The sequence below is a fragment of the Nonomuraea sediminis genome (assembly GCF_018531495.1).
GTDB classification, from domain to species: domain Bacteria; phylum Actinomycetota; class Actinomycetes; order Streptosporangiales; family Streptosporangiaceae; genus Nonomuraea; species Nonomuraea sediminis.
This window is the reverse complement of the sequence record NZ_JAHDTI010000020.1, coordinates 32,700-48,566: the sequence shown is the minus strand read 5'-3', so window position 1 is coordinate 48,566 and position 15,867 is coordinate 32,700. Positions and strand designations below refer to the sequence as shown.

At 68.0% G+C, this 15,867-nt stretch carries 18 protein-coding genes; 3 read left to right on the top strand and 15 right to left on the bottom strand.

What is annotated here, in order from left to right; translation table 11 throughout:
- Positions 1-19: 19 nt before the first annotated feature.
- On the bottom strand, positions 20-463 hold the full coding sequence (gene rplM / locus KIK09_RS51365; protein ID WP_214326916.1) for a 50S ribosomal protein L13: 444 nt from the start codon (positions 461-463) through the stop codon (positions 20-22).
- A 374-nt stretch (positions 464-837) separates the two neighbouring features.
- Between rplM and KIK09_RS51360 the strand changes: the two genes are divergently transcribed.
- From KIK09_RS51360 to KIK09_RS51350, 3 genes are all read left to right on the top strand, one after another.
- Positions 838-1,515, top strand: a complete 678-nt coding sequence (locus KIK09_RS51360) for a CAP domain-containing protein (RefSeq protein WP_214326915.1) — start codon at positions 838-840, stop codon at positions 1,513-1,515.
- Positions 1,516-1,539: 24 nt separating this feature from the next.
- A complete protein-coding gene (locus tag KIK09_RS51355; RefSeq protein WP_214326914.1) occupies positions 1,540-2,469 on the top strand; it encodes a hypothetical protein in 930 nt (309 codons plus the stop codon).
- A gap of 103 nt (positions 2,470-2,572) precedes the next feature.
- On the top strand, positions 2,573-5,326 hold the full coding sequence (locus tag KIK09_RS51350) for a hypothetical protein (RefSeq protein ID WP_214326913.1): 2,754 nt from the start codon (positions 2,573-2,575) through the stop codon (positions 5,324-5,326).
- Between the two features lie 682 nt (positions 5,327-6,008).
- Here the strand turns inward: KIK09_RS51350 and truA are convergent.
- From truA to rplO, 14 genes are all read right to left on the bottom strand, one after another.
- On the bottom strand, positions 6,009-6,896 hold the full coding sequence (gene truA, locus KIK09_RS51345; protein ID WP_214326912.1) for a tRNA pseudouridine(38-40) synthase TruA: 888 nt from the start codon (positions 6,894-6,896) through the stop codon (positions 6,009-6,011).
- Between the two features lie 79 nt (positions 6,897-6,975).
- Entirely contained in the window at positions 6,976-7,512 is a 537-nt protein-coding gene (gene rplQ, locus KIK09_RS51340; protein ID WP_214326911.1) for a 50S ribosomal protein L17, read from the bottom strand.
- A 128-nt stretch (positions 7,513-7,640) separates the two neighbouring features.
- Positions 7,641-8,657, bottom strand: coding sequence for a DNA-directed RNA polymerase subunit alpha (locus KIK09_RS51335; RefSeq protein ID WP_214326910.1), 1,017 nt, complete (start codon positions 8,655-8,657; stop codon positions 7,641-7,643).
- Positions 8,658-8,795: 138 nt separating this feature from the next.
- A complete protein-coding gene (rpsD, locus tag KIK09_RS51330; RefSeq protein ID WP_214326909.1) occupies positions 8,796-9,422 on the bottom strand; it encodes a 30S ribosomal protein S4 in 627 nt (208 codons plus the stop codon).
- A gap of 20 nt (positions 9,423-9,442) precedes the next feature.
- Complete coding sequence (gene rpsK / locus KIK09_RS51325; RefSeq protein WP_012887860.1) at positions 9,443-9,847, bottom strand: 30S ribosomal protein S11; 405 nt, start codon at positions 9,845-9,847, stop codon at positions 9,443-9,445.
- A gap of 45 nt (positions 9,848-9,892) precedes the next feature.
- Complete coding sequence (gene rpsM / locus KIK09_RS51320) at positions 9,893-10,273, bottom strand: 30S ribosomal protein S13 (RefSeq protein WP_214326908.1); 381 nt, start codon at positions 10,271-10,273, stop codon at positions 9,893-9,895.
- 222 nt (positions 10,274-10,495) lie between these two features.
- A complete protein-coding gene (gene rpmJ / locus KIK09_RS51315; RefSeq protein WP_003956441.1) occupies positions 10,496-10,609 on the bottom strand; it encodes a 50S ribosomal protein L36 in 114 nt (37 codons plus the stop codon).
- 73 nt (positions 10,610-10,682) lie between these two features.
- Positions 10,683-10,904: a translation initiation factor IF-1 gene (gene infA, locus KIK09_RS51310; protein ID WP_012887858.1), complete on the bottom strand. Its 222-nt coding sequence runs from the start codon at positions 10,902-10,904 to the stop codon at positions 10,683-10,685.
- 574 nt (positions 10,905-11,478) lie between these two features.
- Positions 11,479-11,871: a hypothetical protein gene (locus KIK09_RS51305; protein ID WP_214326907.1), complete on the bottom strand. Its 393-nt coding sequence runs from the start codon at positions 11,869-11,871 to the stop codon at positions 11,479-11,481.
- Between the two features lie 99 nt (positions 11,872-11,970).
- Positions 11,971-12,378, bottom strand: a complete 408-nt coding sequence (locus tag KIK09_RS51300) for a DUF1707 SHOCT-like domain-containing protein (protein ID WP_250575172.1) — start codon at positions 12,376-12,378, stop codon at positions 11,971-11,973.
- Between the two features lie 37 nt (positions 12,379-12,415).
- Positions 12,416-13,225, bottom strand: coding sequence for a type I methionyl aminopeptidase (gene map / locus KIK09_RS51295; RefSeq protein ID WP_214327019.1), 810 nt, complete (start codon positions 13,223-13,225; stop codon positions 12,416-12,418).
- 73 nt (positions 13,226-13,298) lie between these two features.
- Positions 13,299-13,949 (bottom strand): adenylate kinase, encoded by a 651-nt coding sequence (locus KIK09_RS51290; protein WP_214326905.1) that lies wholly within the window; start codon positions 13,947-13,949, stop codon positions 13,299-13,301.
- Complete coding sequence (secY, locus tag KIK09_RS51285; RefSeq protein ID WP_214326904.1) at positions 13,949-15,262, bottom strand: preprotein translocase subunit SecY; 1,314 nt, start codon at positions 15,260-15,262, stop codon at positions 13,949-13,951. Before secY ends, KIK09_RS51290 begins: the two co-directional genes overlap by 1 nt.
- Positions 15,263-15,410: 148 nt before the next feature.
- Complete coding sequence (rplO, locus tag KIK09_RS51280) at positions 15,411-15,866, bottom strand: 50S ribosomal protein L15 (RefSeq protein ID WP_214326903.1); 456 nt, start codon at positions 15,864-15,866, stop codon at positions 15,411-15,413.
- Between the last annotated feature and the right edge of the window lies 1 nt (position 15,867).

Here is a 15,867-nt window from a genome sequence, read left to right as displayed (position 1 = left end):
GGTTCTCCTCTTAACTTTCCTACTGGGCGATCTGGGTGATCTCGAACGGCACGGGCCTCTGGGCCTGGTGCGGGTGCTCGGAACCCGCGTAGACCTTCAGCTTCTTGGCCATCTTCCGGCCGAGGGAATTCTTGGGCAGCATGCCCTTGACGGCCTTCTCGACGGCCCTCTCCGGCCGCTTCTCCATGAGCTCGCCGTAGCTCACGGAACGCAGACCGCCCGGGTAACCGGAGTGGCGGTATGCCTTCTTCTGCTCGAGCTTGTTGCCGCTCAGGTGCACCTTGTCGGCGTTGATGATGATGACGAAGTCACCGGTGTCGACGTGGTTGGCGAAGATCGGCTTGTGCTTACCGCGGAGCAGGTTCGCCACGTGGCTGGCCAGCCGGCCCAGGACGACGTCGGTCGCGTCGATGACGTACCACTGACGTTCGACGTCGGCGGGCTTCGGTGAGTACGTGCGCACGGTCGTAGCCTTCTTTATGCTCGCGTCTTCGGCGGTGTCGGATGTGACAGCCGTATTGGTCGGTCGGTGCGGGCACACGACGGCCCGGACCTTCCGTCTCCACCAGATGGGAGATGACGCCGGACGCGCCGCGCATCGGTCACGCGGGACCTATGCACACAACGAACGATTAGGTTACCTGCCCCGAAGGGCGCTGGTCAAAAGACCGGTGACCCGAACCGAGTCTATCCGACCACAGAACGGTTCTATTTCGGTTCCCGCCAGACCCTTCTTTACCAGGACCAGTCATCCCTATCGTTGGCTGCGGCATGTGGCAGACCCCTCACTCCCGGCACACCCAGCAAAGCGCGCGGCGACGGAATCACCTGGGTGCGATGGTCTGCATTCTGGCGGCCCTGTTCACCGGTGTCCTGATCGGGCGACTGACCGACGATCCCCAGACCACCGGCCGCATCTACCTGAACGAGACGGCGCCGCCCGCCGCGCTGAAGATGACCCCGGCGCCCAAGAAGACCCAGCCGCACACCGGCCGCTCGGCCAGGGAGAGCACGGCCGCCGTGCCGCGGTCCCGCACCACCCCCAAGCCCGCCAAGAGCACGCCCACCAACCAGGTGCCCGGTTACACCAACTACGACCCCACCCAGGTCATCGGCGACCAGAGCGTCCAGGTGGTGCCGGGGCTGGCCTCGCGTGTGGTCGCGCTCACCAACGCCGCCCGCGTCAAGCGCGGCTGCCGCCCGCTGCAGGTCGACGCCCGGCTGACCCGCAGCGCCAGGACGCACTCCGAGGAGATGGCGCGCACCGGCAGGTTCACCCACGACTCCCCCGACGGGTCCTCGCCCTGGGACCGGATGGAGCGCGCCGGATACAGCAACGGGGCGGCCGAGAACATCGGCCGCGGCTACTCCTCCGCCGACGAGGCCGTGCGCGCCTGGCTCGACAGCCGCGACAGGCGGCAGAACATCCTGAACTGCTCCGTCGCGACCATCGGCGTGGGCGTCGTGTCGGGCGCCGGTGACACCTGGTGGACCCAGGATCTCGGGTACCCATGACAAACGCACGGTAGGGTCGCCCGCATGGGTTTTCCCGACGAGACCACCCAGGAAAGCACCCCCCGCCGCGGCAGGCGCGCAGCCGAGGAGCCTCCGGCGCCTCGTGGCAAGCGGTCCGCCGAGGAGCCTGCGGTGCCTCGCGGCAAGCGCTCCGCCGAGGAGCCTCCGGTGCCTCGCGGCAAGCGTTCGGCCGAGGACCCCCCGGCGCCTCGCAGCAAGACGTGGAGCCCGTACGACGAGGGCAAGCGCTCGCGAGGGCCGCTGTGGTTCGCCATCGGCGGCGTGGCGGCGCTCGTCCTGCTCGGCGGCGGCCTCTTCGTGATGTGGAACATGGACAGCCCCAAACCCGCCTCGTCCGACGCGGCCCGCCGTACCTCCGCGCCTCTCCCTTCAGGTCCGCAGGGCAAGTACGGCTACGCCGGCTCGCGGGAGACGGACTCGGAGCCGCTCACGATCAAGGAGGTCTTCCCGACCAAGAAGATCGACGTCTCCGGGCGGTCGTACGTGGTGACGATCACCACCAAGGACAAGAAGTGCGGCGACGCCGTCCTCGGCGACAAGCTGCAGAAGGCTCTCAAGAAGGCCAAGTGCACCCAGCTGCTGCGCGCCAGCTTCCGCGACAAGGACGGCAAGGTCATCGGCACTGTCGGGGTCGCCAACCTGAACTCGGGCAGGGACTCCACGAAGGTGGCAGCCGCCGGGAGCAAGTCGGACTACGTCAAGCCGCTGCCGGGCAAGGACTCGGTCACCAAGCTGCTCGGGCAGGGCAGTGGGGGCGCGCAGGCGCGCACCCACGGGCACTACGTGGTCATGTACTGGATCCAGAAGAAGGACGGCACCAAGCCCGACAAGAAGGGCTTCAAGGCCCTTTATCAGGCTGTGGACGACATCACCCAGGCGACCGTTTTCAAGGCATTGGACGAACGTTCGCTGACCGGCCAACCCGCGGGGTGAAAACGGTCTTCCACCCCCTTACGGGTATCAATGGGGTGGCCGATCCGGCCGGGAACGCCCATACCGGCATGACGATCTCCTGACTCTCGCTAGGCTCCCCCTTATGCGTGGCCAGGAACCCGGGTCTGAGCACGAGCGTAGGGACGACGACGGCTCGGCCGCACCGGCGACGCCGCCGCCGAGCTTCGGTCAGCTGGTGGAGCCCGTCATCGGCGGCGACGGGGGTTCTGCGGAACCTCCCCGCCCCATTCCCGTCTACCCCGGGCCGCCGCCGGACCTGCCCGACCTGCCGGTCTTCCCCGGCGCTCAGGCGTGGGAGGTGACGGGCGGCGACGCCGCCCCCTACGACTGGTTCTCCGAGTCCGGCGAGCCCGGCTGGCAACCTCCCCAGCCTGCGTCCCCCGCTGCTCTGCCGCCTGGCAGCGGGTCCGACGGTCCTCCGCCGTCCGACGGCTCGCCCGCCGACCACTTCGGCCGGCCGCTCGACGACGCGTACGGCGAGCAGTCCTATGCCGATCTGCCACCGGCGAACGGCTGGGAGCCCAGCGCCGAGTCCTGGCAGTCCCCGGGCTCCGAGGCTCCCTCAGGCTGGTCCGTGGTCCCCGGCGCCCCACCGTGGGAGCCGCCCCCCGCCTTCACGGCCGCGGCGGCCGACATGAACGTCTGGCCCGCGCCCACCCCGGACGCCGTCATGCCTCCCTGGCCCGCGGCGACCGGCGAACTCTCTCCCGAGGACGACCCGGCGCCCGCGTCCCACGACGCCCACGACGCCCACGACGCCCACGACGCCCACGACATCCTCGCGCCTTCCCCGCGTCCGGTGACTTTCGACGCGAACAGGACCCTCCCGGACGCCCACGCCGCCGAACCCGGCGACGTCCCCGTCTGGCCGCCCCACCCCGCCTCTCAGGACCAGGACCGCATCCCCGACCTCCCCTTCGCCCCCGAGGTCTGGCCCAAGAACCCAGCCAAACCCACCGCCTCATCCCAGGACGAGACCGCTGCCCCTCCGCACGTCGCAGCCTCGGGCGAGACCACCCCTGCGGAGCCCACAGCCGCAGGCGAGGCCACCACCCCCGCCATGTTCCCGGGCGAGGCCACCACCCCTGCCCACGCCACGTTCTCGGGCGAGGCCACCACGCCGGCCCACGCCACGTTCCCGGGCGAGACCACCACCCCTGTGCCAAGCGATGTCACCACGCCCGTACGCTTCATGCCGCCGGGCGGCACGCCACGTCCAGGCGCGAACGACCAGGCAGGCACCCCCGCTCAGGCCGACACCGACTCTCCCACCGGCCAGGCACCCATCCACGCCGACGGAACCGCCGGCCCCCAGACCGGTTCGTCCCCCACCCAGACCACTCCGGCGCCCGGCCAGAACGACCTGACCGCCGAGCAGACCACCCCGGCTCCAGGCCGAACCATCCCGGCCGAAGCCACCGCGGCTCCCAGCCAGGCCAACCCCATACCGGGCACCCAGACCATCCCGGGCGGAGTCACCGCGGCCCCCGTCCAGCCCACCCCCATACCGGGCACCCCGTCATCCGACCAGGCCACCCCGACGCCAGCCTCAGTCGGCCCCACGCTCGACCAGGGCACCCCGGTATCGGGTGAGGGCACTCCTATGCCTGGTCAGGGCGCCATCGTTCCCGGACAGGCCGCCGGTGACGCTGCCGCGCCTGGCGAAGCACCCGGCGCAACGCCGACACTGCCCGTCGTACCGGGCCAACTTGCCCAACCCGGACCAGGTCAAGCACCGCCCGTCGCGTCAGCGCACCCTGCGCAGGCCGGTCCGGGCCAGGCTTCTCCCCCCGCACCAGGCCAACCCGCCCAAGCCGGGCCAGGACAAGCGTTGCCCGCCGTACCGGCTCAGCCTGGGCAGACCGGGCCGGGACAGCCTGGGCAGACCGGACCAGGGCAGCCTTCACCCACCGGGTCGGGGCAGTCCCTGCCCGCCGTACCGGGGCAGAACTTGCCTGCCGTACCGGCTCAAGGCTCGGGTGGGCGGCCGTTCGCACCCTTCGGCGCGGTGGACGGGCCGACACCCCCGAACGGCGCGCCCGCCTTCCAGCCGGGACAGGGCTTCGTGCCCCCGACGGCGGCGACCAAGCAGCCGGGCAAGAGCAAGAAGGCGCTGTTCGCGGTGCTGGGCGTGCTGGTGCTCGCGGGCGTGGCGACCGGAGGCTTCTTCGCCTACCGCTCGATGAAGTCCGCCCCGCCCACGAAGCCGACGGCCGCCAGCGCCCAGCCCTCCGCCGAGCAGCCGACCGCGGAGCCGCCCACTACGGCCCAGCCCACGGTCACCCCATCCGCGGACGCGGCCGGCACCATGCTCAACTCCGACAAGACGGACCCGAAGAAGCTGTCGCTCACGGAGGCGTTCCCGCAGAAGAAGATGTCGCTGGCCGGAGCCTCGTTCACGCGCGTCAAGACGGACATGCAGAACAGCTGCGACAAGGCCGCCACGGGCCCCTTCGCCGACGCCCTCAAGGCTCAGAAGTGCACCCGCGTCCTGCGAGCCACCTACGTGGACACCAAGCACCTCTACGCCGTGACGACCGGCATCGCCGTCCTCCCCACCAAGGACGCCGCCCTGCAGGCCGACCAGGCCAAGAACCTCTCCAAGAACCTCTGGTTCAGAGCCCTCCCCGGCGCCGCGGGCTCGGGCGCCGACCGCGTCGGCATCGCCGGCGGCTACGCGGCCGGCCTGGTCTGGGGCCGCTACATCGTCTTCAGCTACGCCACCTACGCCGACGGCCACACCCCCACCCCCAAGGAGAAGACCCTCGGCAAGGTAAGCGGCGGCTTCCGCGACCAAACCTCCAAGGTCCTGGAACACCGCCTCACCCGCAAATAACCCACCCTGGTGTGTGGGCGTGCAAGAGCGCGCCCACACCCACGGCCGAGTATGAGCGGACCCACACGAACGCGTCCGCACCCTCCGACTCGCCACCACGCACCGCATTCACGCCACCCCCCGGACAGGCCGCGCCGCCTGAGCAGGTCGCTACCCGAGTACGCCTCTAGGCGCCGCGACGGCGAGACGTGGGATGGCGAAGGTCGGCGCCCTGTGCGGCGAGGAGGGACACACCCCCCGGCGTCACAATGCGGCGCCACCACCCGAGCACAGCACCCGGGCGCGCACGCAAGCGCCGCGACGGCGAGACGTGGGACGGCGAAGGTCGGCGCCCTGTGCGGCGAGGAGGGACACACCCCCCGGCGTCACAATGCGGCGCCACCACCCGAGCACAGCACCCGGGCGCGCACGCAGGCGCCGCGACGGCGGGAGGCGGGACGGCGAAAGTCGGCGCCGTGTGCGGTGCGGGGGTGGGGCCGGGGTGCTACGGGGACGGGTGGCGTGACGGCGGGTGAGGGGCGTCGACTCGCCAGGGGCGCCGGGCGCGGGTCATCAGCCGAAGTGCGGTGGGCGGCCGGTTGCGGCGGCCTTGCCGTACGAGAGGCCGAGAAGCCCGGGCACCAAGACGAGAAAGCCCAGCGCGACGACCTGGCGCGAAAAGGGGAAAAGGGAGAAGGAGCGCTTACAGGGTGCGGAGGCGGCGGGTGGAGTGGGCTCGGGTGGCCAGGTGTTCGGGGGCGGGGTAGGTGACCTCTTCGAGGCAGAGGCCGTGGGCGGGGGCGACGTGGACGCCGCTGTCCCTGACCGCGTGTGACAGGACCTGGCCGGGCCACTCCACAGGACGGCGGCCGTCGCCCACCGCCAGCAGGCCCCCCACCAGGGCGCGCACCATCGAGTGGCAGAACGCGTCCGCGACGACCGTCGCCACCAGGATCCCCGACGGCTCGCGGACCCAGTCGAGGCGCTGCAGCTCCCTGATCGTCGTGGCACCCTCGCGCTTCTTGCAGAAGGCCGCGAAGTCGTGCTCCCCCAGCAGGTGTACGGCTGCCGCGTTGAGGGCGTCCAGATCGAGCGGCCGGTTGTGCCAGATCACCTCGTGGCGGCGCAACGGGTCCACACCACCGGGGCCGTCGCTGACCCGGTAGGCGTACCGGCGGGACAGCGCGGAGAAGCGTGCGTCAAAGCCCTCAGGAGCCACGGAGACCCGATAAATCCGTACATCCGGTGGCAGTACCCCACCCAGCCTCCGCAACAGCGCAGAAAGCCACTCATCCACGCCCAGACCCGGCTCAGCCGCCCCCAGCGAGGCATCGCCTGGAGGCAGGTCCGCCGGGCGGCGACGGGCGAGGGTGGACAGGATCTCGAGGGTGACGTCGACGTGGGCGACCTGCCCGCGGGCGTGCACCCCCGCGTCCGTACGGCCGGCGACCGTGAGCTCCGGCGCCGGGATCCGCAGGATCTTGCCGAGCGCCTGCTCGATCTCCCCCTGCACGGTGCGCCGCTCGGGCTGCCGGGCCCACCCGGAGAAGCCCGTGCCGTCGTACCCGAGGTCGAGGCGGAGCCGTACCACGATCACCCTCCAGCGAAACGGGGACGGGCCCGGTGCCCCCACGAGGGGAGCCCGGGCCCGTCCGGTGTGGCCTGATGAATCAGGCCTCGTCCTTCTTCTCAGCCTCGTCAGCCGGGGCCTCCTCGGCAGCAGCCTCAGCGGCGGGCGCCTCCTCGGCGACGGCCTCCTCAGCGACCTCGGCGGTCTCCTCGACCGGAGCCTCGGCAGCAGCCGGAGCAGCGGCCTCGGCGGGCTTGCGGGACACGGTGACCGGGTTCAGCGGCTCGCTCACCAGCTCGATGACCGCCATCGGAGCGTTGTCGCCCTTGCGGTTGCCGACCTTGGTGATGCGGGTGTAGCCACCGGGACGCTCGGCGAACGTCGGCGCGATCTCGGTGAACAGGTGGTGGACAACGCCCTTGTCGCGGACCACGGTGAGCACCAGGCGACGGTTGTGGATGTCGCCCTTCTTGGCCTTGGTGATCAGCCGCTCAGCGAGGGGGCGGAGCCGCTTGGCCTTGGTCACCGTGGTGCGGAGCTTGCCGTGGCGGAACAGGTCGGTGGCGAGGTTGGCCAGGATCAGCCGCTCGTGCGCCGGGCTGCCGCCAAGACGAGCGCCCTTGGTGGGCTTGGGCATGTGGTTCTCCTTGTGAGTTAACCCGCCCCGGCCGTACCAGGTACCGGAGTCGGGCCAGACCGTGTCGCTCTACAAAACGGTCCGTTATCGGCGCCCGCGAGCCATGAAGCCCGCGGGCGGTGAAACTACTAGTACTGCTCGGTCTCGACGTACGCGCTGTCGTCGTCGTCGTAACCGGCGCCGGCCACCGCGCTCGGGTCGAACCCGGGCGGGGAGTCCTTGAGCGCCAGCGACATCTCGTGCAGCTTCTGCTTGACCTCTTCGATCGACTTGGCGCCGAAGTTCCTTATGTCGAGCAGGTCCTGCTCGCTGCGCGCGACGAGCTCACCCACGGTGTGGATGCCCTCGCGCTTGAGGCAGTTGTAGGAACGGACCGTGAGGTTGAGCTCCTCGATCGGCAGCGCCAGGTCGGCGGCCAGGGCGGCGTCGGTCGGCGACGGGCCGATGTCGATGCCCTCGGCCTCGACGTTGAGCTCGCGCGCCAGGCCGAACAGCTCGACCAGCGTCTTACCGGCGGAGGCCACCGCGTCGCGGGGCTTCATGGCCGGCTTGGTCTCGACGTCCAGGATCAGACGGTCGAAGTCGGTGCGCTGCTCGACACGGGTCGCCTCGACCTTGTAGGTGACCTTGAGCACCGGGGAGTAGATCGAGTCGATCGGGATACGACCGATCTCCTGGCCCGGCTGCTTGTTCTGCGCGGCGGAGACGTAGCCGCGACCGCGCTCGACGGTCAGCTCCATCTCCAGCTTGGCCTTGCCGTTGAGCGTGGCGATGCGCAGTTCGGGGTTGTGCACCTCGACACCGGCCGGAGGCGCGATGTCGGCGGCGGTGACCTCGCCAGGGCCCTGCTTGCGCAGGTACATCACGACCGGCTCGTCGTGCTCGGAGGAGACGACCAGCTCCTTGAGGTTCAGGATGATGTCGGTGACATCCTCCTTGACCCCGGGGACGGTCGAGAACTCGTGCAGCACGCCCTCGATGCGGATCGACGTCACGGCCGCGCCCGGGATGGACGACAGCAGCGTGCGCCGCAGCGAGTTGCCGATGGTGTAGCCGAAGCCCGGCTCCAGCGGCTCGATGACGAAGCGGGACCGGGTCTCGTCGATCGACTCTTCGAGAAGAGTCGGACGCTGAGCGATCAGCATGGTGTGGGTTCTCCCCTTTTCGTGTGGCGACCGCTATATGACGCCACGCCGATAAACCAGTCTAGGCGCTGTACGGCGTGCACCGCCGTACAGCACCGAACCCCCGGCGGGAAAGCCGGGGGCCAGAGGTGGTGCAGCTTACTTCGAGTAGTACTCGACGATGAGCTGCTCCTGGACCTGGGTGTCGATCTGCTGCCGGACGGGCAGCTGGTGCACCAGGACGCGGAGCTTCTCGGGCACGACGCCCAGCCAGGCCGGGACCGTGCGCTCGCCGGCGGTGGCGCGGGCCACCTCGTACGGCAGCAGGTTGCGCTTGGTCTCGCGGACCTCGATGATGTCGTGCTCGCGCACGCGGTACGACGGGATGTCGACCTTCTTGCCGTTCACCATGATGTGGCCGTGGCGCACCTGCTGGCGAGCGGCGTCGCGCGACTGGGCGAAGCCGGCGCGGTAGACGACGTTGTCGAGACGGCTCTCCAGGATCTGGAGGAGCACCTCACCCGACTTGCCGGTCTTACCAGCGGCTTCCTCGTAGTAGTTGCGGAACTGCTTCTCGAGGACGCCGTAGATCCGACGGGTCTTCTGCTTCTCACGAAGCTGAAGCTGGTACTCGGACTCCTTGGGGCGTCCGCGACCGTGCTCACCCGGCGGGTAAGGACGGATCTCGATGGGGCACTTGGCGGACTCGCACTTGCTGCCCTTGAGGAAGAGCTTGGTCTTCTCGCGACGGCAGAGCTTGCAGTCCGCGCCCGTGTAACGAGCCATTTGTCAATCTCTCCTGGGTGTCAGACGCGGCGGCGCTTCGGCGGACGGCAGCCGTTGTGCGGAACCGGGGTCACGTCCTGGATGGAGCCCACCTCGAGCCCGGTCGCCTGCAGCGAACGGATCGCGGTCTCACGGCCGGAGCCGGGGCCCTTGACGAAGACGTCGACCTTCCGCATGCCGTGCTCCATGGCACGACGGGCGGCGTTCTCGGCAGCCATCTGAGCGGCGAACGGGGTGGACTTACGGGAGCCCTTGAAACCCACGTGGCCGGCGCTGGCCCAGGAGATCACGTTCCCGCTCGGGTCGGTGATCGAGACGATCGTGTTGTTGAACGTGCTCTTGATGTGGGCGTGCCCGTGAGCGACGTTCTTCTTTTCCTTGCGGCGCACCTTCTTCGGTGCGCCCTGACGGCTCTTAGGAGGCATTGCTTGCCATTACTCCTGAGGTCTTCGGTCCAGCGGCTGCGCGGACTACTTCTTACCGGGCTTCTTCTTGCCGGCGACGGTCTTCTTCTTGCCCTTGCGGGTGCGCGCGTTGGTCTGCGTGCGCTGACCGTGCACGGGCAGGCCCTTGCGGTGCCGGATGCCCTGGTAGCAACCGATTTCGATCTTGCGACGGATGTCGGCCTGGACCTCGCGGCGCAGGTCACCCTCGATCTTGAAGTTCGCCTCGATGTAGTCACGCATCGGGACGAGCTCGGTGTCGCTGAGCTGGTGCACACGCAGGTCGCCGCTGATGCCCGTAGCCTCGAGGATCTCCTGAGCGCGGGTGCGGCCGATTCCGTAGATGTAGGTGAGAGCGATCTCCAGCCGCTTTTCGCGGGGGAGATCGACGCCAACCAGGCGAGCCATGGTCGGGCATTCTCCTTCTTTGTGGCGGAGGTCCTACGCCGCACGACCCCTCCCCATGCCCGGGGTGAGGGCCCCGGCCTCCGACCGGGGGTCTCCTGGGTGGTACGACATGCCGTACGGCTGCCGCCTGCCCAGGTGTGGGCGCGCTTCCTTGGTCAGGCTCCTCATGCGTCGAGCCCGCAACCCACAATGGTGCGGACTCGGAGAAGCCTTACGTTACGACTAGCCCTGGCGCTGCTTGTGGCGCAGGTTGTCGCAGATCACCATGACGCGACCGTGCCGGCGAATCACCTTGCACTTGTCGCAGATCTTCTTAACGCTCGGCTTTACCTTCATTGTCCTTCGTGTCCTCAGACGTGCCTGTCTGGTAGACGCCACCGAAGCCTCCCGGCTTCGACTCCGTCTCCTGTTACTTGTACCGGTAGACGATCCGCCCACGACTGAGGTCGTAGGGGCTCAGCTCCACGACAACCCTGTCGTCGGGCAGGATCCGGATGTAGTGCATCCGCATCCGTCCGCTGATGTGGGCCAGGACCTTATGGCCGTTGTCGAGCTGCACCCGGAACATGGCGTTCGGGAGCGACTCGACCACAGTGCCCTCGATCTCGATGGCGCCGTCTTTCTTGGCCAAAATCCCTCGCGTTTCACTGATCGGTCGTCTGAGGTTTCGGTCCACTAAGCAGCCGCGACCTCACGCTTCGTAGAGAGCGGCGATCCGCGGGACCGCCGACGCGTGATGGTCATAGTGAGCCGACTAAGGAGTGTACGACACCTGAGCGGCAAATGCGAAACGCACGTGCCAGGTGTCCTGACACAACCACGTTAAAGGGTACCCCATCCGGGCGGTCACCGTGCCCGCCCGGCGCCATCGGCCGCCGACACGCGGCGCTGGGCGGGCACGAGCCAGTCGTCCGGGCAGGCTAGCGTCGCCACCTGCGCGCCACGACAACTCCGGCACCGGCCACGATGAGCAGGACGGCCATCGCTCCGGCCAGCCACGGCGCGCGCGCCTCGGCCGTCAAAGCAAGGCAGGCCAGCATCGTCCCCCCATTACGCCGGTTCCATCGTTAAAGATCATCTACCCCTCCCCATCCGCGCCAACTACCGCAGGCGGTAAAGAGTGCGTCTTTTGCGCGCGGCCCGCCGTACTAGGACAGACATCACGAAGGCCCGCCGAAGCGGGCCTTCTTTGGAGGGGCTGCGGATCAGTAGATGCGGAACGAGGCGCCGCAGTAGCTGGTGGGGCTGCCCCAGCAGGTGTAGGTGTAGATCTTCTTGATGCCGCTGCCGGACCAGGTCTCGCTGTAGGAGCCGTCCCACTTGCGGTAGAACTTGTGCCAGCTGCCGTTGGAGTAGTACTTGAACCAGACGTAGCCGTACTTCGGCGTGAACTCCTTGCCGTACCACTTGGTGTAGACCCGGCCGTGCGACTCCCACGTGTAGCCGTAGTCGTAGGCCTTGTGGTTGCTGGAGTAGTACTTGCCCCAGTTGTGGACCGAGGTCTGCGAGGCGGTCGACGCCTGCGCGGGGGCCGCGACGGCCAGGCCGGTGAGGGCGACGGAGCCGGCGAGGGCAGCGGCTGCAAGGACCTTGCGCATTGGATTTCCTCCGGTGAGTGGTGTTCTCGACACCGCTCACGCTAGGAAGGATCGTTCATCCGTTCTGCGCAGGAATGCACACAGTGCAGTAGTGCACATTCAGGCCTTGCGATGGCCCGAGCCGAAGATCGTGCTCATCAGCAGGATCGCGCCCCACGGGCCCATCACCCACAGCGGCCAGGGGTAGATCAGGTGCCCGCTCGTGATGCTGACGATCAGCCAGATCACCCAGTTCACCGAGCTGGCGGCGGCCCAGGCGCCCCAGGCCGCGCGCATCCCGGTGTGCATCCCCTGCTTGGGCTGCGGGGTGGAGGCGATCTTGGCCGGGCGTGCCCGCAGGTCGACGTCGGGCAGGTCGGAGGTCAGCTTGGCGAGGTCCCCGTAGGTCTTGCTCTGGTAGAGCTGCTCCAGCCGCTCGTTGAACTCCTCCATCGTGATGCGGCCCTGCGCGGTGTGCTCGCGCAGTACAGCCGCAACCCGGTCGCGATCGACGTCGGAGGCACGCATCTCGGGACTCTGCGCCATGTTCACCACTCCCGGGGGGCTAGTTCTGGAGGTGCGCCAAGCGCTCCTTGCCCCCGTCGAGGGCGGTCAGCACCCAAGGACCATTATGTGTCACGGCGACGCTGTGTTCGAAGTGCGCGGAGGCCTTGCCGTCGATCGTGACCACGGTCCAGTCGTCCGACAGGACACGGGTGCGCTCGGTGCCCAGGTTGACCATCGGCTCGACAGCCAGGCACATGCCCGCCTCGAGCACCGGGCCCTTTCCGGGCCGGCCGTGGTTGGCGATCCACGGGTCCATGTGCATCTCGGTGCCGATACCATGACCGCCGTACTCGGGCGGGATACCGAACCTGCCTTGCGACTTGACGTACTTCTCGACCTCGTAGCCGATGTCGGAGAGGTGGCGGCCGACGGTGAGGGCGGCGATGCCCGCCCACATGGCCTCCTCGGTGATCCGCATCAGCTCGGTCAGCCGCGGCTCCACCTCGCCCACGGGGACGGTGACGGCCGAGTCGCCGTGCCAGCCCTCCAGGATCGCGCCGCAGTCGATGGAGATGATGTCGCCATCGCGCAGCTTGCGGGCGCCGGTCGGGATGCCGTGCACGACCTCGTGGTTGACCGAGGCGCAGATCGTGGCGGGAAAGCCCTGGTAGCCCTTGAACGACGGGATCGCTCCCTCGTCCCTGATCGCCTTCTCGGCGATGACGTCCAGATCGAGCGGCGTCATGCCGGGCTCGACCGACCGCTTCAGCAGGTCCAGCGTGCGCCCGACGACCAGACCGGCCGCCCGCATCTTCTCCAGCTGCTCGGGCGTCTTGATCTGGATTCCATGCCGGTTCTTCTTGAACAACTTCGGCACCCCCCGGGGTGTGTCAACGGGCGGACGTGGGAGGTCAATTCCCCCCACAATAGCCCCAGGGAACTTAGCCCATGAAAGGGCGAATGGCCTCCATTGCCCGCTGCGTTACTTCTTCGACCGGACCCGTGGCGTCGACGCCGACGAGGATGTCCTCGTCCGCGTAGAAGGAGACCAGCGGCGCCGTCTGCTCCTGGTAGACCTCCAGGCGGTGCCTGACGGTGTCTTCCTTGTCGTCGTCACGCTGGAACAGCTGGCCGCCACAGGCGTCGCACCTGTCGTCCTTCTTGTCGTCGAACTCCACATGCCAGATCCGGCCGCACTGACTGCACGTACGGCGGCCCGCCAGCCTCCTGACCACCTCGTCGTCGTCGACGACCAGCTCGAGCACGAGGTCGAGCGCCTGGCCCCAGTCCTTGAGCATGTCGCGCAGGATCTCGGCCTGCGGCACGTTCCTGGGGAAGCCGTCGAGCAGGAAACCGTCCTGCGCATCGTCCTCGGAGAGGCGGTCACGGACCATGGCGATCGTGACCTCGTCGGGCACGAGATCGCCGCGGTCCATGTAGGTCTTGGCGAGCTTGCCGAGCTCCGTGCCGCCGGAGACGTTGGCACGGAAGATGTCACCTGTCGAGATCTTCGGGATGGACAGGTTCGACGCTATGTACTGGGCCTGAGTCCCCTTGCCCGCTCCGGGGGGCCCAACCAGAACCAGCCTCACTAGCGCAGGAAGCCTTCGTAGTTGCGCTGCTGGAGCTGGCTCTCGATCTGCTTGACCGTGTCCAGGCCGACACCAACCATGATCAGAATGCTCGTCCCTCCGAACGGGAAGTTCTGGCTAGCCCCGGCAATCGCCAGCGCGACGATCGGGATCATGGCGATCAGACCCAGATAGAGCGCGCCAGGCGCGGTCAGACGAGTGAGCACGTAGTTCAGGTACTCAGCCGTCGGCCGGCCCGGGCGGATGCCCGGAATGAACCCACCGTACTTCTTCATGTTGTCCGCCACTTCAGTGGGGTTGAAGGTAATGGACACATAGAAGTAGGTGAAGAACACGATCAGCAGGAAGAACGTGACCATGTAGGTGGGGTGGTCGCCCTTGGTCAGGTTCGCCGAGATCCACTGCACCACCGCGTTCGGGTTCTCCGCGTTGGCGAACAGCGAGGTCAGCAGCTGCGGCAGGTACAGCAGCGAGGAGGCGAAGATGACCGGGATGATGCCCGCCTGGTTGACCTTCAGCGGGATGTAGGTGGCCGTGCCGCCGTACATCCTGCGTCCGACCATCCGCTTGGCGTACTGGACCGGGATGCGGCGCTGCGCCTGCTCGACGAAGACGACCGCGGCGATCATGAAGATGCCGACCACCATCACGACGGCGAAGGTGAACTTGTTCGCCGAGAAGATGTTGGACAGCTCGGAGGGGAAGACCGCGATGACCTGAGTGAAGATCAGAATGGACATGCCGTTGCCGACGCCGCGGTCGGTGATCAGCTCGCCCAGCCACATGATGACCGAGGTGCCGGCCGTCATGATGATGACCATCGTGATGATCATGAAGACGTTGTCGGGGTCGAGCAGCACGTCCTGCTGGCAGTTCGGGAACAGCTGCCCGGAACGGGCCAGGGCGATGAAGGCGGTCGACTGCAGCACACCAAGACCGATGGTCAGATAACGGGTGTACTGGGTAATCTTCGTCTGCCCGGCCTGGCCCTCCTTCTTGAGAGCCTCGAGGCGCGGGATCACCACCACGAGCAGCTGCAGAATGATGCTCGCGGTGATGTAGGGCATGATGCCCAGCGCGAACACAGACAGCTTCAGCAGCGCACCGCCGCTGAACAGCTGCACCATCCCATAGATGTTGCCGGTCGTGGCGTCGTTGCGAGCCTGCGCGAAACAGGCCGCCAGGTTCTGGACGTGAACGCCCGGTGTCGGAAGAACCGAGCCGAGACGGAACAGCGCGATGATGCCCAGGGTGAAGAGCAACTTCTTGCGCAGGTCCGGCGTCCGGAACGCCCGGGTAAACGCGGTCAGCACGGTCCCTCCTGCGCGCCTCTACGGCGGGTTAGGTATGCGATGGTGCGGGGATCTGCCATCTGAAGTCTCAGGTCGTACGTGGCGAACTCTAACGCACTACAGGCGTGGGGGCCCATCGACGGAACCCCCACGCCTTGTCATAGCGGTGCTACAGCTCGGTAACGGACCCACCGGCCGCGGCGATCTTCTCCTTCGCGGAGGACGAGAAGGCATGCGCCGTCACGTTCACCGCGACCGAGATCTCACCGGTGCCGAGGACCTTCACCAGCTGGTTCTTGCGGACAGCACCCTTGGCGACCAGCGCCTCGACGGTGACCTCGCCACCCTCGGGGAACAGCTCGCCGAGCCTGTCCAGGTTGACGACCTGGTAGGTCGTCTTGAACAGCGCGTTGGAGAAGCCCTTGAGCTTCGGCAGACGCCTCTGCAGCGGCACCTGGCCACCCTCGAAACCGAGGTGGACCGTGGTACGGGCGTGAGTGCCCTTGGTGCCGCGACCGGCGGTCTTGCCCTTGGACGCCTCGCCGCGACCCTTGCGGATCTTGGCCTTGTTGGAGCCCGGGGCAGGACGCAGGTCGTGAATCTTGAGCGGAGCGTTGTCAGTCATG